This window comes from Caballeronia sp. LZ016, from assembly GCF_031450805.1.
In the GTDB taxonomy this organism is placed as follows: Bacteria; Pseudomonadota; Gammaproteobacteria; order Burkholderiales; family Burkholderiaceae; genus Caballeronia.
Genome location: NZ_JARTVY010000002.1, coordinates 432,579 through 456,963, shown reverse-complemented (window position 1 = coordinate 456,963; position 24,385 = coordinate 432,579). Strand labels below are relative to the sequence as shown.

Here is a 24,385-nt window from a genome sequence, read left to right as displayed (position 1 = left end):
TTGCATCACGACCATCGAGCCTTCGCGTTCCCGAAACGTCGCATCGTGAGACAACGACGCGAACCCGAACACGCCCGGCTGCATCGACGAAACGGGCGCGTCGAGTTCCTTCACGCCGCGTCTTCCGCGCGATGCGTGCGCCCGAGCACCGGCCGCAAGGCGGTGCCCGTATGACTGCGCGGATGGCTCGCGAGCGTCTCCGGGTCCGCCGCCGCGACGATGGTTCCGCCGTTCACGCCGCCCTCCGGCCCGAGGTCGAGCACCCAGTCGGCTTCCGCGATCACATCGAGATCGTGTTCGATGACGATCACGCTATGCCCGCCATCCACCAGCCGATGCAGCACGCGAATCAGCTTCGCGACGTCCGCCATGTGCAGGCCGACGGTCGGTTCGTCGAGCACGTAGAGCGTGTGCGGCGGCTTCTGGCCGCGCCGCGTGATGTCGTCGCGCACCTTCGACAACTCGGTGACGAGCTTGATGCGCTGCGCCTCGCCGCCCGAAAGCGTCGGCGACGGCTGGCCGAGCGTCAGATAGCCGAGGCCCACGTCCTTCATCAGTTGCAGCGGACGCCCGATGCCCGGCATCGAGGCAAAGAATTCGACCGCCTCGTCGATTTCCATCGTCAGCACTTCGCCGATGTTCTTGCCGCGCCACGTCACCGCGAGCGTTTCGGGATTGAAGCGCTGGCCGTGGCACACGTCGCACGGCACCTTGACGTCCGGCAGGAAGTTCATCGCGATGGTGCGAACGCCCTGGCCTTCGCAGGCGGGACAGCGGCCGTCGCCCGTATTGAACGAGAAGCGCGACGGCGTGTAGCCGCGCGCGCGGGCTTCGAGCGTATCCGCGAACAGCTTGCGGATGGTGTCCCACATGCCGATATACGTCGCCGGGCACGAACGCGGCGTCTTGCCGATCGGCGTCTGATCCACTTCGAGCACGCGATCGATCGCCTCGAAGCCGGTGATGCCCGCGCAGCCCTGCCATGCGTGGACGACATCGAACTTCGGACGCGGCGCCTCCCGCGCGAGCACGCTCGAGCGCGACTTCGCGGCGGGCCTGCCTTCCGCCGCCTGCGCGGTCTTGCGCGCACGCCGTTCAGCTGGCGACGACAGCGCCGAGCGGCCGACGGCATCGAGCAGGTTGGTCATCAGCACGTCGCGCGCGAGCGTCGACTTGCCGGAACCCGAGACGCCCGTGATCGCGACGAGCCGGTTCAGCGGCACGCTCGCCGTCACGTTGCGCAGGTTGTGCAGCGTCGCGTTCTCGACCGTGAGCCATTGCTCCGGCACGGCGGGACGCTTGCCCGCCGCCGTCCGCACATCGCGGCGCGGCTGCAGTGGATGCACGATCGGGTTCGCCAGCATCTGCCCGGTGAGCGACGCCTTGTGCGCCGCGAGGTCCGTCACGCTGCCCTGGGCGACGACCGTGCCGCCGCGCTTGCCCGCGCCCGGCCCGATATCGATGATGTGATCCGCGCGGCGAATGGTGTCCTCGTCGTGCTCGACGACGACGAGCGTATTGCCCTTGTCGTTGAGCTTCTTCAATGCGCTCAGCAGAATGAGATTGTCACGCGGATGCAGGCCGATGGTCGGTTCGTCGAGCACGTAGCACACGCCCTGCAGATTGCTGCCCAGCTGCGCGGCCAGTCGAATGCGCTGCGCTTCGCCGCCCGAGAGCGTAGGCGCGGCGCGATCCAGGCTCAGATAGCCGAGACCGACTTCTTCGAGAAACTGCAGACGCCCTTCGATCTCGCTGATGACATCGCGCGCGATATCCGCCTCGCGGCCCGCGAGCTTCAGCGACGCGATCCATTCGCGGGTATCGGTCACGGTCCAGCGTCCGACTTCGGTGATCGGATAGTTGCCGAACGTGACGGCGCGCGCGACATCGTTCAGGCGCGTGCCTTCGCATTCGGCGCAGGGCTGATCGACGATATCGTCCGGTTCCTGATCCACCGAGCCGATGCTCTGCTCACGGCCGCGATCGTCCTGCGCGAAGACGGTATCGTCGAAAGCGGCGCGCTGCTCGCGTGTGAGCTTCACGCCGGTGCCGACGCACGTGTTGCACCAGCCGTGCTTGCTGTTGTACGAGAACATGCGCGGGTCGAGTTCTGGATAGCTCGTGCCGCAAGTGGGACAGGCGCGTTTCGTCGAGAACACGATGGTCTCTTCGCTGCCGCGCCGCTTGCCGTTCGACAACGCGCCGTGCAGCTCGTCGAGCGGCGCGCAAAGATGCATCACCCCCTTGCCGACTTCCAGCGCGTCGTCGAGCACGCGCCGCAGTTCCGCCTCGTTATCCGCCGATACGACGAGGTCCGCCACCGGCAGTTCGATCGTATGCTCGCGGAAGCGGTCGAGCTTGGGCCACGGATCGACCGCGTGAAACTCGCCGTCCACGCGCAGGTGCGTATTGCCGCGCGCCTTCGCCCACTTCGCGAGATCGGTATAGACGCCCTTGCGATTCACGACGAGCGGCGCGAGCAGCCCGACATGCTGCCCCTTGAAATCGCGAAGAATCTGCGCCGCGATGGACTCCGAGCTTTGCGCCTGCACCGGCGTGCCGTCGTTCACGCAATGCTGGATGCCGAGCTTCACATAAAGCAGCCGCAGGAAGTGCCAGACTTCCGATGTCGTCGCGACCGTGCTCTTGCGTCCGCCGCGCGACAGGCGCTGCTCGATCGCGACGGTCGGCGGAATGCCGTAGACGGCGTCGACCTCGGGCCGGCCCGCCGGCTGCACGATGGAGCGGGCATACGCGTTCAGCGATTCCAGATACCGGCGCTGGCCTTCGTGGAAGAGGATATCGAACGCGAGCGTCGACTTGCCCGAGCCGGACACGCCGGTCACGACGTTGAACTTGTTGTGCGGAATGTCGACATCGAGCGATTTGAGGTTGTGCTCGCGTGCATTGACGATACGCACCACGTCCTCGCCCTGCAGCGCGCGCCGCGCGCTCGCCACTTCGGCCGCGAGTTGCAGCGGCACGCCCGCGCGCTTTTCCGCCGCGCCGGGCTGCATGGCTTCCTCGTAGTCGAGCAGCGCGCGGCCCGTATGCGACGCTTCGCACGCGGCGACATCGTCCGGCGTGCCGACGCAGACCACTTGCCCGCCGCCATCGCCGCCTTCCGGACCGAGATCGATGATCCAGTCCGCCGCGCGGATCACGTCGAGATTGTGTTCGATGACGATCAGCGAATGGCCGCGTTCCAGCAGACGTCGCAACGCCTGCATCAGCTTGGCGATGTCGTCGAAGTGAAGGCCGGTGGTCGGCTCGTCGAACATGAAAAGCCGGTCTTTCTGACTGGGCGATGCCGTCTCCGCCAGATAGCCCGCGAGCTTCAGGCGCTGCGCTTCGCCGCCCGATAGCGTCGGCACCGGCTGGCCGAGCTTCACGTATTCGAGGCCCACATCGACGATGGGCTGCAGCACGCGCAATACTTCGCCATCCGAAGCAAATAGGGAGACCGCTTCGCTGACCGTCAGTTCCAGCACATCGGCGATGCTCAGTTCACGGCCGCCACGCTCGATCTTCACATCGAGAATTTCCGCGCGATAACGCCGGCCGTCGCAATCCGGGCAGCGAAGATAGACGTCGCTCAGGAACTGCATTTCGACGTGCTCGAAGCCCGAGCCGCCGCATGTCGGGCAACGGCCATCGCCCGAATTGAAGCTGAACATGCTCGCGCCATAACCGCGCTGCGCGGCGAGCGGCGCTTTTGCGAACAGCTTGCGGATTTCATCGAACGCGCCGACGTAGCTTGCCGGATTCGAGCGCGCCGTCCGGCCAATCGGCGACTGATCGACGAATACCACGTCGTCCAGTTGCTCCGCGCCCTTCAGCCCACGGAACGCGCCGGGCGCTTCCGTCGCCTTGCCGAAATGGCGCATCAATGCGGGCGCAAGCACGTCCTGAATCAGCGTCGACTTTCCCGAACCGGACACGCCCGTCACGCAGACGAGACGCTGCAACGGAATCTCGACCGTCACGTCGCGCAGGTTGTGATCGCTCGCGCCTTCGAGCACGAGGCGCGGCGTGTTCGCATCGACCACGCGGCGCGTCCAGTTCGCCGCATGCGCGACCTGCTTGCGGCCGCCAAGATACGCGCCGGTGAGCGTGTCGCCCGATTGAATGTCGTCGGGCGTGCCGTCGTAGACGATCTGCCCGCCGCGCTCGCCCGGCCCCGGCCCCATGTCGATGAGACGATCGGCGGCGAGCATCACCGACGGATCGTGCTCCACGACGACGAGCGTATTGCCCGCATCGCGCAGCCGATGCATGGCCTCGACGATGCGGTTCAGATCGCGCGGATGCAGCCCGATGCTCGGCTCGTCGAGCACGAACAGCGTGTTCACGAGCGACGTGCCGAGCGCGGTCGTCAGGTTGATGCGCTGCACTTCGCCGCCCGACAGCGTGCGGCTCTGGCGATCGAGCGTGAGATAGCCGAGGCCGACATCACAGAGATACTTGAGGCGCGTGCGGACTTCCGCGTGCAGCAGCTTCAGCGCTTCGTCGAGCAGCGTCGAGGGCAGCGTCAGCGAATCGAAGAAACGGCGGATGCGGTCGATCGGCATCAGCATCAGATCGTGCACGGTGAGGCCGGGCAGCGCTTCGAGCTGATCGCGCGTCCAGTCGACGCCGGTCGGCAAGAAGCGGCCGGCGGGCGCGAGGACGGCATCGGCCTGTTCCTTCGTGCCGAGACGCCACAACAGCGATTCCGTCTTGAGCCGGGCGCCCGCGCACGCGGGACATGTCGTATAGCTGCGGTATTTCGACAGCAGCACGCGAATGTGCATCTTGTAGGCCTTCGACTCCAGATAGTCGAAGAAGCGCTGCACGCCGTACCACTGGCTCTGCCACTTGCCGGTCCAGTCGGGCGAACCCTTGATGACCCAGTCGCGTTCTTTCTGCGTCAGCTCGCTCCACGGCACGCCGAGGCGAATGCCGGCCTTCGCGCCGTATTTCACGAGGTCGTCCTGATTCTCTTTCCACGCGGGCGTCTGCAGCGTCTTGACCGCGCCTTCGCGCAGCGTCTTTCTTTCGTCCGGAATGACGAGGCCGTAGTCGACGCCGATCACGCGGCCGAAGCCGCGGCACGTTTCGCACGCGCCATACGCCGAGTTGAACGAGAACAGCGCCGGTTGAGGGTCGGCATAGCGCAGGTCGCTTTCCGGGCTGTGCAGGCCGGTGGAGAAGCGCCAGATGTCCGGCTCGCCTTCCTCCTTCAGCACGTACACGTTCACGCGTCCGGTGCCGCGCAGCAATGCGCCTTCGATGGCCTCCAGCGCACGCGAGCGCTCCGTGTTCTGGAGGCGGAAGCGGTCAGCGACGACATCGAGCACCTGCCGCGCGCCTGCATCCGTTTGCACGTGGCGCTTGGCCTGCACCCGCGTGTAGCCGCTCGCGGACAGCCATTGCGCGACCTCGTCGTCGCTCGTGGCGTCGGGCAGTTCGACGGGGAACGTGATCGCGAGGCGCGGATCGCCGGCGCGCGTGCGGTCGAGCAATTCCGCGTAGATCGTCTCGGGCGTGTCATGCCGCACGCGGTGCGCGGTCTTCCTGTCGAACAGTTCGGCGGCGCGCGCGTAGAACAGCTTCAGGTGATCGTTCAGCTCGGTCATCGTGCCGACGGTGGAGCGCGAGCTGCGCACCGGATTGGTCTGGTCGATGGCGATCGCGGGCGGCACCCCGTCCACGCGATCCACCTGCGGGCGGTCCATGCGGTCGAGAAACTGGCGCGCATAGGCGCTGAACGTCTCGACGTAGCGGCGCTGGCCTTCGGCATAGAGCGTGTCGAAGACGAGACTCGACTTGCCGGAGCCGGACGGCCCCGTGACGACGGTCATCTGGCCGGTGTGCAGGTCGAGATCGAGATTCTTGAGGTTATGTTGACGGGCGCCGCGGATGCGGATTGCGTTGTTCGATGCCAATTTTTCAACCGGTTCAAGGTGATGGACGGCTCTCGCGCGTCGGTCGACAGCCGTGGGCGGCGCGCAGAAGTGTTCGGCAGCGCGCGCCTGCCGCAGCGAACAGTACTGTACACCTATACAGTATGTGTCGCCAGACGCGCCAGAAGTGTGCGGTTGTGCCTGTGCAAGTAGCTCGCCCGGTCGCCGCTAGCGCAGATGCGCGATGAGGGCATCCGCGACCGCTTCGGGGGCTTCGCGCGGCGGAAAATGCCCCGCGCCGTCGATCACGACGCGCCGGTAGCCCGCCGTGAAGCACGCGTCCTGTCCCTCGGACATCGCAGGGTCGTCGCACGTATCGGCGCCGCCCTGGATCATCAGCGCGGGCACATCAATACGCCCGATTCCGCGAAGGCGCGCGTACAGCGGCGCGAGCGTCGCATCCGATGGCTCATCGCTGCGCCAGCGCCGCCGATAGGCATTGAGCGTGACCGCGACCCAGTCGGGATTGTCGAAGGCACGCGCGGTGGCGGCGAACTCGGTTTCATCGAACCAGCCGGGCGGCGACCACGTGTCCCATTGAATGCGCGCGAAGCCTTTCGGATCGGCGGCCACGGCGGCGGGCCCGGCATCGAGCGACATGAACCACTGATACCAGAAGCGCCGCGCCTGAGCGAAGTCCGGCGGCAACGCGAATTCGCCGCGCGGCTGAAACGCCAGCGCGATCGCCGCCATGCGCCGCACGCGTTCGGGGAACAGCGCGGCGACCGTATACGCGGCGCGCGCGCCCCAGTCGTGACCGACGATATCGAACCGCGCGATGCCGAGCGCATCCGCGAGATCGACGGCGTCTTTCGCGAGCGCGACGCCTGAGCCGTCGCGCACGGTGTCGTCGCGAAGAAACCGCGTGCCGCCCGCGCCGCGCAACTCCGGCACGACGGTGCGAAAGCCCGCGCCGTTCAGCCGTGCCGCGACCGCCGTCCAAGCGCGCGCCGCGTCCGGCCACCCGTGCAGCAGGATGACGGCGGGACCATCGACGGGGCCGGTTTCGGCATAGGCGATGTTCAGCACCGGCGTTCCGGCATGGCGATCGAAATGGGGCATGACGGCTCCTTCGGGGGCGCGCGAGACGTGTTCATTCTAGGTCCGCCGCGAGTTAGACGTTTAACCGGCTGAACCTACGGAAGGCTGACATCGTATGAGCGTTGGGGTATGTCCTGAGTCCGCGTCCATAGGCGGAGTCTTGACGCTTGCCGGAAGCGACCGGTATCGTCCCGTGAGGTAAACGGTTTCTTCAAAGCCGGCTAAACACGAAGCTTGTCGTACGACGTCGTCTGAATTCCCCACTACATATCCGGCAACACCGGAACGGAGACACGCATGAAGGACCGCACCACCACTCTCATTTCTCCCCGACGCCGCAGCATCCTCAAATTCGCCGGCGTGTCGGCGAGCGCGCCGCTCGTCGGCGGTCTCGGCGGCCTGGGAATCCTCGCTGGCTGTGGCGGCGGTCACGACGATTCCGGCACGCCCGCCACGGCCGCCGATCCGATCTGGGGCCCGTCCGGTTCCGCGACGCAGATCGTCAACGCACTGAAGAACGTGTCGACATCGATGGTGCCGGGCCGCCAGTTCCTCGTCACCGACTACGGCGCGAAGCCCTGCGCGGTCGTCGCGGCGACGAACCCCTACACCGATGCGTCTAAGTCGCCGCTCAGCACCGGCGCGGACCAGACGCACGCGCCCGGCTCCTTCGATTCCCGTCCCGCATTCCTCGCGGCCATCACGGCCTGCAATGCGGCGGGCGGCGGACGCGTCGTCGTGCCGGCGGGCAACTGGTATTGCGCGGGGCCGATCGTCCTGCTCTCGAATGTCGATTTCCACTTGAGCGCGAACTGCGAGATCTTCTTCAGCCAGAACCCGGCCGACTTTGCGAAAGACGGCCCCATCGACTGCGGCGCGAACGGCAAGCTGTTCTATAGCCGCTGGCAGGCAAACGATTGCCTGAATTACGGCCCGCCGGTCTACGCGCGCAATCAGACGAACATTGCGATCACCGGCGAAGGCAATACCTCCGTGCTCAACGGCCAGGCGATGACGCCGTTCGCCGGCAGCGGCAATACCGCTACCTGCTGGTGGACATGGAAGGGCAACAGCGGCGCGTACGGCTTCGCCGGGTCGTCGACGCCGTCGCAAGCCTATATCAATCCGAATAACGTCGATCTGAAGACGGCGGCGCCCGGCATCGCCGATTCGCTCTACGCGAGGCTCACCGACCCGGCGACGCCGTGGCAGCAGGATCAGAACTATCTGCCCGCGCTGTCCGAAGCGGGCGTCGCGATCGAGAAGCGCATCTTCGGCATCGGGCACTATCTGCGGCCCTGCATGATCGAATTCATCGGCTGCACCAACGTGCTGATGGAAGGCTATCGCACGATCAACACGCCGTTCTGGCAGCATCATCCGACCGACTGCAGCAACGTCGTGATCCGCAACGTGACGGTCGACAGCATCGGCCCGAACAACGACGGCTTCGACCCGGACGCCTGCGACATGGTCTTGTGCGAGAACGTCACCTTCAACACGGGCGACGACTGCATCGCGATCAAGTCGGGCAAGGACCTCGACACGCAATACGGACCCGCGCAAAACCACGTGATCCAGAACTGCACGATGAATAGCGGCCACGGCGGCATCACGCTCGGCAGCGAGATGGGCGGCGGCGTGCAGCGCATTTATGCGCGCAATCTGCAGATGCTCAACCAGTTCTGGGCGACGAACTCGCTCAACATCGCGATCCGCGTCAAGACGAACATGAATCGCGGCGGCTTCGTGAAGGACTTCTATGTCGACAACGTGACCTTGCCGAACGGCGTGAGCCTGACGCCTTCCGGCTATGGCAGCAGCCTGCTCGCGGGCAGTCCGATCAATTCGACGGTACCGCTCGGCGTGGTGACGGCGACCGCGGCGAATCCATCGGCGGCGCAAGGCGGGATCATCACATTCGATTGCGACTATCAGCCGTCCAAGGACGCGATCCGCACGCGGCCGGCGCTCGTGCAGAACGTCAACATCTCGAACGTGAAGGCCAGCAACGTGACGCTGAACGGCAAGACCGCATCGTGCTTTCAGGCGATCGTCGCGCAAGGTCCGGTCGCGTTCGACTACAACGGCCCGGCGCCCACGCCCGCGATTCCCGCGATCACCGGCGTGACCATCACCAATTGCGACTTCGGCACGCCGGCTGCCGCAGGCCCGGCGACAGCGACATCGCCCGGACCGATCTATGCGTACAACGTGCACGACATCAAGCTCGTGAACACGGTGATCGCGGGGCAGACGCTGAATCAGACGGTGAGCGATCCGCGATAAGCGAGAAGCGATAAGCGGGACTCGCGCGAGTCCCGCTTATCGACGCGTCATCAACGCGATGCGTGCCGCGCGCCTGACGCGGACTTCTTCCCCGCCGCATGCGCGCGCCGCGTCTCCCAGCCCTTCTTCGCGGACGCCGAGCGATCGGCGGCGGAACGGCGGCTCGCGCTGGCATGCGCCTGCTTCGACAGCGACTTGTGCGAAGCCGCCTTCGTGCTCTCGCGCTTCAGCACGCGCGTCGACGTCTCCGAACGCTTCTTCTTCGATTCGGTGCTCGGGCTCTTCGTCTTGCGATGCGCGGCCTTCGTATCCTGCGCGGCCTTCTTGCGCGTGCCTTCCGACGCTTCGCCCTTCTTCGGCGCCTTCAGCTTGACGCCCGAGCGCCGCGCCTCCGACAAGCCGATCGCAATGGCCTGCTTCGTCGATTTCGCGCCGTGCTTGCCTTCGCGGATGTGATCGATCTGCTCCTTCACGTACGCGCCCGCCTGGGTGCTCGGTGACTTTCCCTCGCGCTTCGCTTTCTGCGCGCGCTCCACGGTTCTCTTCTCCGGCATGTCGGTGCTCCCTTGAAGTTGAGTGGCATCGGCTTTCGAGCAACGGGCGTGCCTTGTGCTGCGCGCGGGCCAAGCATGGCATTCGCCCGTAGAATGCGGAGTGTGAAAGCTAAACCGACACCCATCGATTTTTCCGCCGCCTCCGACGAGGTCGCGCGCCGTCTCATCGGCGCCATCGTGACCGTGGATGGCGTGGGCGGCCGTATCGTCGAAACCGAAGCCTACGATCGCGAAGACCCGGCATCGCACACCTTTTCCGGTCCCACGCCACGCAACATGGTCATGTTCGGGCCGCCCGCGCACGCTTATGTCTATCGGTCGTACGGCATTCACTGGTGCCTCAATTTCGTGTGCCGCGAAGACGGGCACGGCGCGGGAGTGCTCATTCGTGCGATCGAGCCATTGACCGGCATCGACACGATGCGCGAGCGGCGCGGACTGGAACCCCTCAAGCTCTTGTGCTCGGGACCGGGACGCCTGGCGCAGGCGCTCGGCATCACGCACAGGAACAACGGCATGTCGCTGCTGGAAGCGCCCTTTCATGTCGAGCCGCCTGAAGAAGCGTTCGACATCGTATGCGGGCCGCGCATCGGCATCAGCAAGGCAATGGACGTGCCGTGGCGTTTCGGGCTTGCCGGTTCGAAGTTCGTCAGCAAGCCCTTTCCGAAAGACTGATCAGTCTGCCGGGCGCAGCTTCTTCACTTCTTCGTCGGAGGGTTGCACGCTTGCGCCATCGACATAACGGAAATTCGTCATCACGCCCTTGCCGTTCTTCAGCGCGGTGACGCCGACGTAGGCGCCCATCGTCGATTGATTGTCCTGCCTGCGATAGACGATCGGGCCGAAAGGCGTATCGACGGGCAAGCCCTTGAATGCGGCTGCGAGCTTGTCGGCATCGGCGCTGCCTGCTTTTCTGAGGCCATTGGCGAGCGACATCATCGCCGCATAGCCGACGACCGAGCCGAGGCGCGGATAGTCATGATATTTCGCCTGATAGGCCGCGACGAACTGCTTGTTCGCGGGGGTATCGATCGAATACCACGGATAACCCGTCACGATCCAGCCCGTGGGCGCTTCTGCGCCGAGCGGGTCGAGATAGTCCGGCTCGCCGGTCAGCAAGGACACCACCGCGCGATCCTTGAACAAGCCACGCGTGTTGCCTTCGCGAACGAACTTGCCGAGGTCCGCGCTGAAGAGCACGTTGAAGATGGCATCGGGCTTCGCATCGGCAAGGGCCTGCGTGACTGCGCCCGCATCGACATTGCCGAGCGGCGTGGCCTGCTCCGCCACGAATTCGACATCGGGCTGCGCGGCCTTGAGCAGGCGCTTGAAAGTCGCGACCGCCGACTGCCCGTATTCATAGTTCGGATAGACGAGCGCCCAACGCTTCTTCCCGAGCTTCGCGGCTTCCGGCACGAGCATCGCCACCTGCATGTAAGTGGAGGGCCGCAAGCGATACGTGTACTTGTTGCCGTTCTGCCAGACGATCTTGTCGGTCAGCGGCTCGGCTGCGAGAAAGAACATGCGCCGCTGTTTGGCGTAGTCAGCGAGCGCAAGACCCGTATTCGAGAGATATCCGCCAAAAAGAAGTTTCACCTGTTCGCGCGCGACGAGTTCCTGCGCGACGCGCACGGTATCGCCGGGGTTGCCGTTGTCGTCGCGAGAGACGACTTCCAGCTTGTTTCCGTTGACGCCGCCTGCGGCATTGATCTGTTCCAGTGCGAGATTCCAGCCGTTCTTGTACGGCATCAGGAAAGCAGGCTGCGCCTTATAACTATTGATCTCGCCGATTTTGATGGTGTCCGCGTGGGCCTGGAATGCGCCCAGCGCCGCAATGGCGGTCAGGCTCAGCTTCAGCAATCGTCCTGCACGAGTCATCATCGAACTCTCTCCTTTAGCGATATTTCTTTAGCGCGAGCATCGACGCTCAAACGCCCAGGTACGCACGACGCGCAGCATCGTCGCGCACGAATTCATTCATCGGGCCTTCATGGCGAATCAGGCCTTTTTCGAGCACATAGACGCGATCGCTCACGAGCGCCGCGAAGTGGAGATTCTGCTCCGACAACACAATCGCGATGCCTTCGCGCTTCAGTTCGAGGATCATATCGGCCATCTGCTCGACGATGACCGGCGCCACGCCCTCCGATGGCTCATCGAGCAGGACCACGCGCGGATTGCCCATCAGCGTGCGCGAGATGGTCAGCATCTGCTGCTCGCCGCCGCTCATGCGGCTCGCGCGCCGGCCGCGCATTTCGCCGAGGTTCGGAAACACGCGAAAGAGTTTCTCGGGCGTCCACGAGGGCGCGCCCTCGCGTGGCGGCTGACGGCCGGCGTCGAGATTTTCCATCACGGTCAGATCGCCGAATATGCGGCGGTCTTCCGGCACATAGCCGAGCCCCATGCGCGCGATGCGATACGGCGGCAGCCCGGCGATGCTCGCCCCCATGAACGATATCGCGCCCGTCGTGCGCGGTATGAGGCCCATGATGGCTTTCATCGTCGTCGATTTGCCCGCGCCGTTACGGCCCATCAATGCGACGACTTCGCCGGGCCGCACGTCGAACGCGACATCGAAAAGAATCTGCGCACGGCCATAGAATGCGTTGAGGGCATTGACCTCGAGCAGCGTCATCGTGCAGCTCCGCCGTCGAGCGCGGCACGCGGACTGAACGATGCGCCCGTGCCCAGATAGACCTCGCGAACACGCGAGTCGTTGCGGACGGCATCGACATTGCCTTGCGCGATCAGTTTGCCGCGCGCCAGAACGATGAGCGTGTCCGCGTATTCGAACACCACGTCCATGCTGTGCTCGGTAAAGAGCACGCCGATGTTGCGCTCTTTCGCGAGGCGCGCCGTCAGCGCCATCAACGCATTGCGTTCTTCGGGCGCCATGCCGGCGGTCGGCTCGTCCATCAGCAGCAGCTTCGGGCGATTCGCCAAAGCAACGGCCAGTTCGGCTCGCTTGACGTCGCCATAAGCCAGCACGGCGCAACTGCGTTGCGCATGACCGGCCATGCCGACGAGATCGAGCAGCGCCATTGCTTCCTTCTCGCGCCACGATGCAATGCGTGCAAACGCATCGAATACACGCCGTTCATGCGATAGCAAGGCCATCTGCACGTTCTCGAGCACGGTCATCGAATTGAACGTGGCCGCGATCTGAAACGTGCGTCCCACGCCGAGCCGCCATATGTCGCGCGGACGCCTGCCTGCTATCTGCTGGCTGTTCAATCGAATGGAGCCCGTGTCCGGCTTGAGCTGCCCGTTGATCATGTTGAAGCATGTGGATTTACCCGCACCGTTCGGGCCGATGAGCGCAAGCAGCTGACCCGCCTCAAGAGAGAACGACACGTCGTCGACGGCGCGCACGCCATCGAACGATTTCGATAAGTGTTCGATGCGCAAGAGCGTCATTGCGCCTCCGGCAATCGATCGCGCAGAAAGCCCGCGATGCCCTGCGGAAACGCGATGACGAGCACGAGAATGGCCGCGCCGAGCAGCGCCTGCCAATAGTCGGTCTGGCGCGCGACGGTGTCCTGCAGCCACGTGAACACCGCAGCGCCGACGATCGGCCCGGCCAGCGTCTGGATGCCGCCTAGCAGGACCATCACGAGGCCGTCGACGGAACGCGCGACGCTTACGACCTCTGGCGAAATATTGCCCTTGGAGAACGCGTAGAGCGAACCGGCAAGCCCGCACACGAGCGATGCAACGACGAACGCGGCCCACTGCACGCGCGCCACATCGATACCTATTGCTTCCGAGCGCAACGGCGAATCGCGGCCTGCGCGCATCGCGAGACCGAGCGGTGCGAACAGCATGCGACGCAGGAGCCATACGCCCGCTATCGCAGCGCATAGCGTCAGGTAATAGAACGCGACAGGCGAAGAAAGCCAGGGCGATGGCCACAAGCCGATGATACCGTTGCTGCCGCCCGTCACAGCGTCCCATTGATACACGACCGACCACACGATCTGCGCGAACGCGAGGGTCAGCATCGCGAGATAAACGCCGGACAAGCGCACGCAGAACCAGCCGAAGACGATCGCGCCCAGGCCCGCAACGATGGGTCCGAGAACGAGCGCCGCTTCCATCGGCAGAGAAAATGCCTTCAGGAATAATGCCGCGCCATACGCGCCAAGGCCGAAATACGCTGCGTGTCCGAACGAATGCATGCCGCCCGGCCCCATGATGAAATGCAGGCTTGCGGCGAACAGCACGGCAATCATGATCTCGACGAGCAGCACCGGCATATAGGGAAACGCATCGGCTGCCAGCGGCGCAAGTGCAAGAAGCAATACGACGACGCCTGCCGCGAGTTTCATACGGCGCGATGCGGACACGAGCGGCCTGTCGGCAGGCGCGGCGGAGCGCGCTATCGCTCGCGGACGGCCGAAGAGTCCCCAGGGCCGCAACACCAGCACGACCGCCATCACGACGAATTCGGCGACGAGCGTGAATTTCGACAATGAGAAGTCCGCGCCCATGATCGACACGTGTCCAATGCCGATGCATAGCGCCTTGATTTCCGCGATCAGCAAGGCCGCGACGAATGCGCCGGAAATCGAGCCCATGCCCCCGACTACGACGACGACGAAGGCATCGCCGATGCTTGCGATATCGAGCGAGAGATTGGCCGACATGCGCGGCGCCTGCAGCGCGCCGCCCAAACCCGCGAGACATCCGCCGACGAAGAACACGCCGGTAAAGAGCCATGCCTGATTCACGCCGAGCGCGCCGAGCATCTCACGGTCCGCGCTCGCCGCCCGCACGAGCGTGCCCCAGCGCGTGCGCGTCAGCGCGTACCAGAGCGCGGCAAGCACGAGCGGGCCTGTCACGATGAGGACGAGGTTATAGGCCGGCAACGCGTGGCCGAGCAATTGAACCGCGCCTGCGAGATGCGGCGCGCGCGGGCCGAACAGGTCTTCCGGGCCCCACAGATAGAGCGCGGCGTCGCGGAAAACCAATACGAGCGCGAAGGTCGCAAGCAAATGAAACAGCTCTGGCGCGCGATAGATGCGTCTAAGCACGCCGACTTCGATCAACGCGCCCAGCGCGCCGATGATGACCGCCGCGCCCGCGACCGATGCCCAGAAGCCCGCGACGCTCGCACCGAAACGGCTGGTCAGGCTGTATGCGACGTACACGCCGAGCATATACAGCGAGCCATGCGCGAAGTTGACGATCCGCGTCACGCCGAAAATCAGCGAAAGCCCCGATGCAACGAGAAAGAGCGCACAGGCATCGGCGAGGCCGTTGACGAGTTGAACGAGCAGATTGGCAAGCATCGGGCGCGTTGAGAACCAGTAAGGCTAAAGAACGACGAGGCGACATTATCGATGAAATCTCAGTGAGTCTTGCTCGCGACCAAAATTCCCGCGCTGGAAAACACGGCTTGACGGCGTAAATGGCTCGTATATGCTCGCTAAAGGGACCTGGCCGGCCTTGGCCGACATCCCCCAAGCAGTCCAATCTCGCCAAACGAGCATTATCGTGAGAGTCCAAAGCCCTCTGGTTAAGACGAGCGCAAGCCGCTCCTTTACCGATCGCTGCGGCATCAATCCCGATTGCCGCTTCATGTCGGTCATCACCACCCTGTCGCGCCGTTCGGTGCGGCGACGCAATGCCATCGCGACGCGCGCGTTCATCGCCGTGCATTGCGTCGGCGTGGCTTCACTGCTGCCGTAGCGCCTCTTTCTCCGCTTTTCCTTAAACGACCGCCGGGCGCGCGAACCATCGCGCGGCTCGAACGCGTCTGCACGCTTCGCGGCCCGTTGCTTCGTCAAGGCCGGGGCTTAGTGCGCCCAATGAAAACGCATTGGAAAGAGAGAATGAAAATGGAACGTATAGACGAATTCCTGCGCAAGCATCGCATCACCGAAATTGAAGCGATCATTCCGGACATGGCGGGCACCGCGCGCGGCAAGATCATTCCGCGCAGCAAGTTCGAATCGGGCGAATTCATGCGCCTGCCGCAAGCGGTGATGATTCAGACCGTCACCGGCGACTATCCCGACGACGCGAGCTTTACCGGCCTCACCGATCCCGACATGGTCTGCGTGCCGGATGCCACGACGATTCGCCTCATTCCGTGGGCCGCCGATCCCACTGCTCAGGTGATTCACGACTGCGTGCATTTCGACGGCACGCCGGTCGCCATTTCGCCGCGTCGCGTGTTACGGCAAGTGCTTCAGAAGTTCGAGGTCAAAGGCTGGCGGCCCGTCGTTGCGCCGGAGCTCGAATTCTTTCTTGTCGATGTGAATCGCGATCCCGACCTTCCGCTGCAGCCGCCCGTCGGCCGCACGGGGCGCGCGGAAACGGGCCGGCAGGCGTACTCGATCGATGCGGTCAACGAGTTCGATCCGCTATTCGAAGACATCTATGAGTATTGCGAGGTGCAGGAACTGGAAGTCGAGACGCTGATTCACGAAGTCGGCGCAGCGCAAATGGAAATCAATTTTCTGCACGGCGATGCGCTCGATCTTGCAGACCGTGTGTTTCTCTTCAAACGCACGGTGCGTGAAGCGGCGTTGCGCCACAAGATGTATGCAACCTTCATGGCCAAGCCGATGGAGAACGAACCGGGCTCGGCCATGCACGTGCATCAAAGCATCGTCGATGAAGAGACGGGGCGCAATCTCTTCACCGGGCGCGATGGCGAAGCTACTGGCCTCTTCTATAGCTATATCGCCGGACTGCAGAAATACACGCCTGCACTCATGCCTGTCTTTGCCCCGTATATCAATTCTTATCGCAGGCTCTCGCGCTTCATGGCAGCGCCGATCAACGTGCAATGGGGTTACGACAATCGCACGGTCGGCTTCCGGGTGCCGCATGCTTCGCCGGAAGCCCGGCGCATAGAGAACCGCATACCGGGCGTGGATTGCAATCCTTATCTCGCGATTGCCGCAACGCTGGCAGCGGGCTATCTCGGCATGACGCAACATCTCGAACCGACTGCGCCGCTCGCGAGCGACGGCTATCGCCTGCCCTTTCAACTGCCGCGCAATCTCGACGAAGGCCTGAGCCTGATGGGCGCTTGCGAGCCGTTGGCGGACATGCTCGGCGATAAATTCGTGCGCGCCTATCTGGCGTTGAAGGAAACCGAATACGAAGCGTTCTTCCGTGTCATCAGTTCATGGGAACGCAAGCACTTGTTGCTGCACGTCTGAGAGCGGAGGCCAACATGAACGATCGTATCGACTCGACGGCGCGCTATCGCGCACTCGATGCCGCGCATCACATTCATCCGTTCTCGGATACGGCGGAACTCAATGGCGCGGGCAGCCGCGTCATCGTGAAAGCGGATGGCGTTTATCTCTGGGACTCGGATGGCACGCGCATCATCGATGGCATGGCGGGGCTGTGGTGCGTCAACGTCGGCTATGGACGACGCGAACTGCTCGATGCAGCGAGCGAGCAGATGCAGGCATTGCCCTACTACAACACGTTCTTCAGGACGACGCATCCGCCGGTGGTCGAGCTGTCGGACATGCTCGCGCAGCTGGCCCCGGCTTGCTTCAATCGCTTTCTCTACTGCAACAGCGGCTCCGAGGCGAACGATACGGCACTGCGCGCGGTGCATCGATACTGGGCTTTGCAAGGCAAGCCGCACAAGCGTTACGTGATTGCACGGCGCAACGCGTATCACGGCTCGACGATTGCAGGCGCAACGCTTGGCGGCATGGCTTATGTGCATGAGCAGATGCCGTCGAAGATGGAGCACGTCGCGCATATCGATCAGCCGTACTGGTTCGGAGAAGGCGGCGAGATGGATGCCGATGCCTTCGGAGCCGAACGTGCGAGCCAGCTCGAAGCGAAGATCGTCGAACTCGGCGCGGACAATGTTGCTGCGTTCATCGGTGAGCCGTTCCAGGGCGCGGGCGGCGTGATCTTTCCGTCATCGACCTATTGGCCGGAAATCGAGCGCATCTGCCGCAAGCATGACGTTCTCTTCATCGCCGATGAAGTGATCGGCGGCTTCGGACGCACCGGTGAATGGTTTGCGCATCGGCACTTCGGATTCGAGCCCGATGTCATCACCATGGCGAAGGGTCTGACGAGCGGCTATATCCCGATGGGCGCCGTCGGATTATCGGACCGCATCGCGAATGTCATCGTCGAAGGCGGAGAGTTCAATCACGGCTTCACTTACTCAGGGCATCCGGTCGCGGCGGCCGTGGCGGTTGCGAATCTCAAGCTATTGCGCGATGAAGGCATCGTCGCACGCGTCAAGAACGACGCGGGACCGTATTTCCAGAAGCAGTTGCGCGAGAGATCGTCGCTCGGGCGAAAGCAGCGATCGATGCGACGGCAAAAGCGCTGAATATCAGGTGATCAGCTTTGCGTCTTGCTGGCGAAGTGGTCCGCCGCCATCAGCCTGAACGCGGTGACGGCGGGATTGTCCTGATCGACGCGCCACGCCATGCTCATTTCCGCCTGTACGCTGTTGTTTGCAATCAGGCGGAACTCGACGTTGTCGTAATGGAAGCGTTGTGCCGATGCCGGCAGGATACCGAGACCTAGCCCGGCGCGAACCAGCGACAGAATGGTCGGTGTTTGATCGATATATTGCGTGAAAAGCGGGTTCACTTCTTCCGCTGCAAGCATGCCCATGATGCGGTCGTAGAAGTATTTTCCGTGCGTCGGCGAATGCATGATGAACGGTTGATGATCGAGTTGCCTGAGCGCGATCTGTTCGTTGTCGCATAACGCATGACCCGCTGGCAGCGCGACGATCAACGGCTCTCTGTCCACGAGCTGAAATTCGAGCTTCTGACGCGACGGCAACGGCCTAAGAAATCCGAGGTCGATTGCATTGGCGGCAAAAGCCTCGATCTGCGCGACCGAAATGAGTTCGAGCAACACGACATCGATGTCCGGGAGTTCGCGCCGCGCCGCAACCAGCAATTCCGGAATCAGTTCATAGCCCGCCGCGCCCGTAAAGCCGATTCGCACGCGCCCCGTCTTTCCCTTGCTTGCCCGACGCACCGCGCTTTCCGCTTGCTCCGAGAGATTGAGCAAGCGCGTTGCATCGGCAAGAAAAACATGGCCTTCGGTGGTCAGCTTGACGGCGCGTCCGATGCGCTCGAACAGCTTGACGCCGAGGTTTTCCTCGAGCAGATGAATCTGCCTGCTGAGCGGCGGCTGCGTCATGTTGAGCAATGCGGCGGCGCGCCTGAAGTTGAGCTCCGTCGCGGCCGCGACGAAGCAACGTACTTGTCCAAGGTCGAGCATCGTGATCGGCGATATCGGCGCGGGTGACGGTATAGCCGACCATTATAGGTGCGCTTTCCGACGCGCCGCGCCGCTGCGCGAATCAGGTCGTGAGGCTGCCTTCAGGACGCTCGCCTGCAAGCGCCTGCGCGATGCTGGCGAGCACCATCTCGCCCATCGCCGTGCGCGACTCCACGGTCGCGCTCGCGCGATGCGCCTGCAGGACCACGCGATCCATGCCGAACAATTCGGACGGCACATTGGGCTCATCGACGAACACATCGAGACCCGCGCCTGCAATCACGCCGCCCTTGAGCGCATCGACGAGATCCTGCTCGGCCACCAGCTTGCCGCGTGCAACGTTGATCAGATAGCCGTCCTTGCCGAGCGCATCGAGCACGGCTGCATTCACGATGCCTTTCGCCTTGTCCGCAGCGGCGGCCAGCACGAGAATGTCGCTTTCACGCGCAAGCGAAAGCAGATCGGGCACGAAGCGATGCTCGACATCGTCCATGCGGCGAATATCCGTATAAGCGATGGGACAGCCAAACGCCGATGCGCGTTGCGCAATCGCGCGGCCAACCTTTCCCAGTCCCACGATGCCCACGCGCTTGCCGCTAAAGCGACGCGATAGCGGAATGGCAGCGGGGCTCGGATTCGATGGCCACTTGCCGGCCTTGACGAAGTCGTTGCCGGGGCAGATCTCGCGCAGCACCGTGATGATCAGGCCGATGGCCAGATCCGCGACATCCTCGGTCAACGCGCCGAAGGTGGCCGTCACCGGAATGCCGCGCGAGCGCGCGAATTCCAGATCGACGGCATCCGTGCCCACGCCATTCACCGCGATCACTTCGAGTGCGGGCAGCTTCGTAATGAGGTCGTTCGAGATGCCCGTATGTCCGCCTGTAATGACGCCTCTTATCGATGCGCCATGCTCGCGGATATACGCTTCCTTGTCGTCCTGCTCGAAGAGGCGATGCATCGTATAAAGCGCGTTCAAGGTGTCGTTGATCGCGGGCACGAGGATGGGATTCAGTTGCAAGATGCTGGGCTTCAAGATGATGTCTCCGTGTGGTCACGTTCGCCGCTGGCGGTGGATTGCGACGGATCATGTCGTCTTTTCCGGTGCGCGTCCAATCCCAAATCGCTATCAATTGATCCACGATTCGATGCGCCGCACGGCGCGCGGCCTATCGATTCAATACGGGAATCAGGTAATAGCAATAAAAGATTGGACGGGCGATCAGGTCCGCCGCGAGAATCGGTTCATCGGCAGCAAGAACACTAAAAAAGCCTTGAATCTGATCGGAGACATCAGCGTGAAATCGAGCCTCACATTCCCACTTCCGTTGCACTCCCCCGCATTCGCACGCCCTAGCGGCCCTGCTTGCTAAAGCACGTCCCCTCGCAAGAACGCGCGCTCATGTCATGCGCGATGTTCTCCTCGCGTCGAATGAACCGGAGGAAGTCACATGAATAACGCTGAAGGCGTTGTCTCGTCCGTGCAGGCCGAGCCCATTGCGGGCAAGCGCACGGGTCATCGATGGATCGTGATGGGCCTGATCTTCTGCATTTGGGCCATCGCTTGCGCGGACCGTGCGAATTTCGGCATTGCACTTCCCTATCTCAAGAAGGAATACCACATCACGAATACCGAGGCCGGCCTGATCGTCAGCCTCTTTTCGTTTGCTTATGGCTTCGTGCAGATTCCCGTCGGTCTGCTTTACAAGCGGCTTAGCGAGAAGACCACGGGCTTTCTGTTTGCGGTGTTCATGATCCTGACATCGGTGTTCACCGGGCTGATGGGCACCACATCGTCGGTGTTTCTGCTGCAGGCGTATCGCGTCGGACTGGGTTTGTCCGAAGGACCGCTCGGCATCGGCTGCACGAACATCATCAATCGCTGGTTCCCGGCTAAGGAAAAAGGCACGGCAACCGGCCTCTGGATCGCAGCGTCGAAGCTCGGGCCGCTGATCGTGCCGCCGGTGTGCATCATCGTGATCCAGCTTTGGGGATGGCGCGAAATCTTCTATGTGTTCGCGGTGCCGGGTATCGTGCTCGCGTTCGTGTGGATGGCGCTCGTGACGAATTCGCCGACTGAGAACCGCTTCTGTTCGCCCGCCGAACGCCGCTATATCCTCGATGAAGCGCCCTCCGGCAAGAGCGAAGTCAAAGCCGCGAGCCGCGGCCATCTCGAACCGATGCCCTGGCTCGACGCCATCAATCGCACGAAGCGCGTCGCTCCGCTCGAGACCATTCGCCAGGTGTTCCGCTCATGGAATGTCTTTGGCGTAGCGTTGGGCTATGGCTGCATGATCGGCATCAGCAATATCTTCATCTCGTGGATCCCGACTTATCTCGTGACCGTGAAAGGCTTCGCTTCGGTCAAGATGGGCTTCCTCGCGTCGGCGCCTTTCATCGGCGCGGTAGCGGGCAACATGCTCGGCGGCGTGATCTCGGACCGTCTGCTTGGCGGCCGCCGCAAGCCGATGATGATGCTCGGCGCGCTCGGCACGATGATCATGATGTTCGCGCTGATCGATGCACCCGATAGCGTCGCTTATCTGGGCGCGGCGCTGATCATGTCCGGCCTCATGCTCGGCATCGGCTTCGCGGGATATTCCGCCTATCCGATGGGCCTGGCGACGAAAGCCACGTATCCGACGGCATTCGGCATCGTCAATTCGCTCGGGCAGATCGGTGGCGCATGCGCGCCGCTGGCGGTCGGGCTGCTGCTGGATCGGTATAGCTGGACGAGCGTGTTCCTCTACATGTTCGGCACATCCCTGCTCTGTCTTCTGCTGCTCCTGAGCATCGTTGAACCGGTGGCGAGCGTCAATGCGCAAAAGAAGGGTTAAGCGGTCATAAGCCTTGCTCGACCATCGCAAGAAGACGCGTTGCAAGCGGCTCGACCTGTTCGGGGCCGAGCCCTTGCAGCGGGCCTTCGATCAATAGCAGCGCGAACCCATGCACCGCGCTCCACGCCAGATATTCCGCCTGCCTGCGCCGACGCGCTTCCAGCGCGCCCGCCTCCACCATCTCGTCCAGCGCGCGGCTCAATAGCTGGAAGGGATCGAGACCGCTCGGCCCTGCGCCATAAGGCGCATCGTGCTCGGCCCACTCCGCTTGCGGCGCGGCAAACGCCGTGCGAAACAATCCCGTCTCTTCCTGCGCGAACCGCAGATAACCCGCACCGATGGCGCGCAGGCCCGCGCGCGCGGCATCGGTGCGGCGACGCTTCCTCGGGCGCGCGGCAAGTTCATCTTCCATCGCCGCGGCCACCGACGACAGCGCCGCCGAGCGCACCGCCGACAGCAACGCCTGCCTGCTCTCGAAATGCCGATATGCCGCGTTAGGCACGACGCCCGCACGGCGCGTCGCTTCGCGCAGCACGATTGCATCCGGCCCGCCTTCACGCGCAAGCTCTATCCCGGCGTCGATCAATGCACGCCGCAAGTCGCCATGTCTGTAAGTGCTTCGCGCTTTCTTCGCGTTCGGTATTGTCATTTTGCTTCTAAGGGCGATGGCGTATGTGGACAGCGTCCATTATCTCTGCTAGTTTTTGTGGACGGTGTACACAAGCGAAGAATAATTTCGCTCAGGCCCTAGCCGTTCTGTCACGGCAGGCGCGCATCGTATGAATACCGTCACGCGTGGAGGCATCATGTCCGTTCCGAACGACCGTATGAATGACGAAGCGCGCATTCGCGAGATTGCAGAAGCGTGGCGGCAAGCGGTGCTGGCAAAAGACGCGTCTGCGCTCGTCGCGCATTACGCGGCGGACGCCGTCGTGTTCGATGTCGTACCGCCCGCGTCCATGCAGGGTGTGGAGCGCTATCGCGAGAACTGGCAACGCTGGTTCGACAGCATCGCCGGCCCGTTCACGTTCGAGTTCAGGGAGATGCATGTCGCGGCAAGCGGTGACATCGCGTTCCTGCACTCGCTCAATCACGTGGCGGCGGGCGGGCGCGATGACATCGTTCGCGCCACCGTATGTTTCAGAAGAATAGACGGCGACTGGCGCGTGGTGCACGAACACGCCTCGGTGCCGCTGATGATGGACATGGACCCGGACGAGAAGTCCTGACAGTCGCATTTCAAGGAGCAGACATGCAAGTTCAGCCCTATTTGTTTTTCGAAGGCCGTTGTGAAGAAGCGGTCACGTTCTATCGCGAACAGCTCGGCGCGCAAGTGCTGATGATGATGCGCTTCCGGGACAATCCCGACGCGTCGAAAGACGGCGGCAGCGAAGCGGCCAGCGGCTGCAGCATGCCGGCAGGTTCGGAAGACAAGGTCATGCACACCGCGTTCACCATCGGCGATTCCATGTTGATGGCGTCGGACGGCATGTGCAGCGGCAAGCCCGAATTCAAGGGCGTGTCGCTCTCGCTGACGGCCAGCGACGAGCAGCAGGCCGAGAAGTTCTTCAGCGCCCTCGGCGACGGCGGCCAGGTGCAGATGCCGATGACCCAGACGTTCTTCGCCAAGCGCTTCGGCATGGTGCAGGACAAGTTCGGCGTGTCGTGGATGGTGCTCGGCGGCGTCGAGAGCAACCCGGCGTAATCGCCGCCCGCGCGGGCGGCCCATGGAAAGCCCTAAAGACCGGACACGCGTATAGGCCTTATAAAACGTGGAACAATATACGGCGCTATCCGCAAAACCGAACAGAAGGAGTTTTCAATGAGCAGCCCGCGCAAAAATCATCTAACCGGCTCGGACATGCCCGCTGATTCAGCCGATCGTCCGACGCGCGAGGAAGCCGAAGCAGCGGTGCGCGTGCTATTGCGCTGGGCCGGCGACGATCCCCGCCGCGAAGGCCTGCTGGACACGCCTGCGCGCGTCGTGCGTTCCTACGAAGAGTTCTTCGCGGGCTACGCGGAGAATCCGCACGACATCCTGGCCCGCACCTTCTCCGAAGTGCAGGGTTATGACGAAATGATCGTGCTGAAGGACATTCGCTTCGAGAGCTATTGCGAGCATCACATGGTGCCGATCATCGGACGGGCGCATGTCGCTTATCTGCCTAACAAGCGTGTGGTCGGCATCTCGAAGCTCGCGCGCCTTGTCGACGCTTTCGCGAAGCGCCTGCAGATTCAGGAGAAGATGACCGCGCAAATCGCGGATACGCTCGACGAGGTGCTGCAACCGCTCGGCGTCGGCGTCATTCTGGAAGCTGCGCATCAGTGCATGTCGACACGCGGCGTGCACAAGGCGGGCGTGGCGATGGTGACGTCGCGCATGCTGGGATCGTTCCGCGACGATCCTTCCACGCGGCGCGAGTTTCTTGCGATCGTCGGACAATCGAGCGCGTTCAGCGTGACCAATACCTGAAGCGGC

At 63.3% G+C, this 24,385-nt stretch carries 19 protein-coding genes; 9 read left to right on the top strand and 10 right to left on the bottom strand.

The features are described from left to right. Positions 1 to 110: 110 nt before the first annotated feature. Both uvrA and P9220_RS15515 read right to left on the bottom strand, forming a co-directional pair. Positions 111 to 5,927 carry an excinuclease ABC subunit UvrA gene (gene uvrA / locus P9220_RS15520; RefSeq protein ID WP_309765888.1) on the bottom strand — a complete coding sequence of 1,939 codons (5,817 nt, stop codon included), beginning with the start codon at positions 5,925 to 5,927 and terminating at the stop codon, positions 111 to 113. A gap of 186 nt (positions 5,928 to 6,113) precedes the next feature. After that, on the bottom strand, positions 6,114 to 7,007 hold the full coding sequence (locus P9220_RS15515; RefSeq protein ID WP_309765887.1) for an alpha/beta hydrolase: 894 nt from the start codon (positions 7,005 to 7,007) through the stop codon (positions 6,114 to 6,116). A gap of 276 nt (positions 7,008 to 7,283) precedes the next feature. On the opposite strand from P9220_RS15515, the gene P9220_RS15510 reads away from it, so the two are divergent. Further along, positions 7,284 to 9,275 (top strand): glycoside hydrolase family 28 protein, encoded by a 1,992-nt coding sequence (locus tag P9220_RS15510; RefSeq protein ID WP_309765886.1) that lies wholly within the window; start codon positions 7,284 to 7,286, stop codon positions 9,273 to 9,275. Positions 9,276 to 9,325: 50 nt separating this feature from the next. Here the strand turns inward: P9220_RS15510 and P9220_RS15505 are convergent, their stop codons facing one another. After that, a complete protein-coding gene (locus tag P9220_RS15505; protein WP_309765885.1) occupies positions 9,326 to 9,829 on the bottom strand; it encodes a DUF6496 domain-containing protein in 504 nt (167 codons plus the stop codon). Between the two features lie 93 nt (positions 9,830 to 9,922). Here P9220_RS15505 and P9220_RS15500 point away from each other — a divergent pair, with 93 nt between their 5' ends. Next, positions 9,923 to 10,504: a DNA-3-methyladenine glycosylase gene (locus P9220_RS15500; protein WP_404980257.1), complete on the top strand. Its 582-nt coding sequence runs from the start codon at positions 9,923 to 9,925 to the stop codon at positions 10,502 to 10,504. On the opposite strand, the gene P9220_RS15495 is transcribed toward P9220_RS15500, so the two are convergent. Genes P9220_RS15495 through P9220_RS15480 form a run of 4 tightly spaced genes read right to left on the bottom strand, consistent with a single transcriptional unit; the run spans position 10,505 to position 15,120 of the window. Beyond that, positions 10,505 to 11,710, bottom strand: a complete 1,206-nt coding sequence (locus P9220_RS15495; protein ID WP_309765882.1) for an ABC transporter substrate-binding protein — start codon at positions 11,708 to 11,710, stop codon at positions 10,505 to 10,507. A 46-nt stretch (positions 11,711 to 11,756) separates the two neighbouring features. Next, the gene (locus tag P9220_RS15490) at positions 11,757 to 12,464 is read right to left on the bottom strand and encodes an ABC transporter ATP-binding protein (protein WP_309765881.1); all 708 of its coding nucleotides are present in this window, start codon (positions 12,462 to 12,464) and stop codon (positions 11,757 to 11,759) included. After that, complete coding sequence (locus P9220_RS15485; protein ID WP_309765879.1) at positions 12,461 to 13,246, bottom strand: ABC transporter ATP-binding protein; 786 nt, start codon at positions 13,244 to 13,246, stop codon at positions 12,461 to 12,463. The genes P9220_RS15490 and P9220_RS15485 overlap by 4 nt, the downstream gene beginning before the upstream one ends. Further along, complete coding sequence (locus P9220_RS15480) at positions 13,243 to 15,120, bottom strand: ABC transporter permease (RefSeq protein WP_309765878.1); 1,878 nt, start codon at positions 15,118 to 15,120, stop codon at positions 13,243 to 13,245. Before P9220_RS15480 ends, P9220_RS15485 begins: the two co-directional genes overlap by 4 nt. A gap of 205 nt (positions 15,121 to 15,325) precedes the next feature. Between P9220_RS15480 and P9220_RS15475 the strand changes: the two genes are divergently transcribed. The 3 genes from P9220_RS15475 to P9220_RS15465 all read left to right on the top strand — a co-directional run bounded on the left by P9220_RS15475 (position 15,326) and on the right by P9220_RS15465 (position 18,158). Further along, positions 15,326 to 15,520: a hypothetical protein gene (locus P9220_RS15475; RefSeq protein WP_309765877.1), complete on the top strand. Its 195-nt coding sequence runs from the start codon at positions 15,326 to 15,328 to the stop codon at positions 15,518 to 15,520. A gap of 149 nt (positions 15,521 to 15,669) precedes the next feature. Further along, on the top strand, positions 15,670 to 17,004 hold the full coding sequence (locus P9220_RS15470; protein WP_309765875.1) for a glutamine synthetase family protein: 1,335 nt from the start codon (positions 15,670 to 15,672) through the stop codon (positions 17,002 to 17,004). 14 nt (positions 17,005 to 17,018) lie between these two features. Further along, on the top strand, positions 17,019 to 18,158 hold the full coding sequence (locus tag P9220_RS15465; protein WP_309765874.1) for an aminotransferase: 1,140 nt from the start codon (positions 17,019 to 17,021) through the stop codon (positions 18,156 to 18,158). Positions 18,159 to 18,169: 11 nt separating this feature from the next. On the opposite strand, the gene P9220_RS15460 is transcribed toward P9220_RS15465, so the two are convergent. Both P9220_RS15460 and P9220_RS15455 read right to left on the bottom strand, forming a co-directional pair. Next, entirely contained in the window at positions 18,170 to 19,069 is a 900-nt protein-coding gene (locus P9220_RS15460; protein ID WP_309765873.1) for a LysR substrate-binding domain-containing protein, read from the bottom strand. 82 nt (positions 19,070 to 19,151) lie between these two features. Further along, complete coding sequence (locus tag P9220_RS15455) at positions 19,152 to 20,105, bottom strand: 2-hydroxyacid dehydrogenase (protein WP_309765872.1); 954 nt, start codon at positions 20,103 to 20,105, stop codon at positions 19,152 to 19,154. A gap of 415 nt (positions 20,106 to 20,520) precedes the next feature. Between P9220_RS15455 and P9220_RS15450 the strand changes: the two genes are divergently transcribed. Next, a complete protein-coding gene (locus tag P9220_RS15450; RefSeq protein WP_309765871.1) occupies positions 20,521 to 21,906 on the top strand; it encodes an MFS transporter in 1,386 nt (461 codons plus the stop codon). Between the two features lie 4 nt (positions 21,907 to 21,910). On the opposite strand, the gene P9220_RS15445 is transcribed toward P9220_RS15450, so the two are convergent. Next, positions 21,911 to 22,555 (bottom strand): TetR/AcrR family transcriptional regulator, encoded by a 645-nt coding sequence (locus tag P9220_RS15445; protein WP_309765870.1) that lies wholly within the window; start codon positions 22,553 to 22,555, stop codon positions 21,911 to 21,913. Positions 22,556 to 22,712: 157 nt separating this feature from the next. On the opposite strand from P9220_RS15445, the gene P9220_RS15440 reads away from it, so the two are divergent. From P9220_RS15440 to folE, 3 genes are all read left to right on the top strand, one after another. Next, positions 22,713 to 23,135: a nuclear transport factor 2 family protein gene (locus P9220_RS15440; protein WP_309765869.1), complete on the top strand. Its 423-nt coding sequence runs from the start codon at positions 22,713 to 22,715 to the stop codon at positions 23,133 to 23,135. Positions 23,136 to 23,158: 23 nt separating this feature from the next. Beyond that, positions 23,159 to 23,611, top strand: coding sequence for a VOC family protein (locus P9220_RS15435; RefSeq protein WP_309765868.1), 453 nt, complete (start codon positions 23,159 to 23,161; stop codon positions 23,609 to 23,611). Between the two features lie 117 nt (positions 23,612 to 23,728). Further along, the gene (folE, locus tag P9220_RS15430) at positions 23,729 to 24,379 is read left to right on the top strand and encodes a GTP cyclohydrolase I FolE (RefSeq protein WP_309765867.1); all 651 of its coding nucleotides are present in this window, start codon (positions 23,729 to 23,731) and stop codon (positions 24,377 to 24,379) included. Positions 24,380 to 24,385 lie beyond the last annotated feature (6 nt).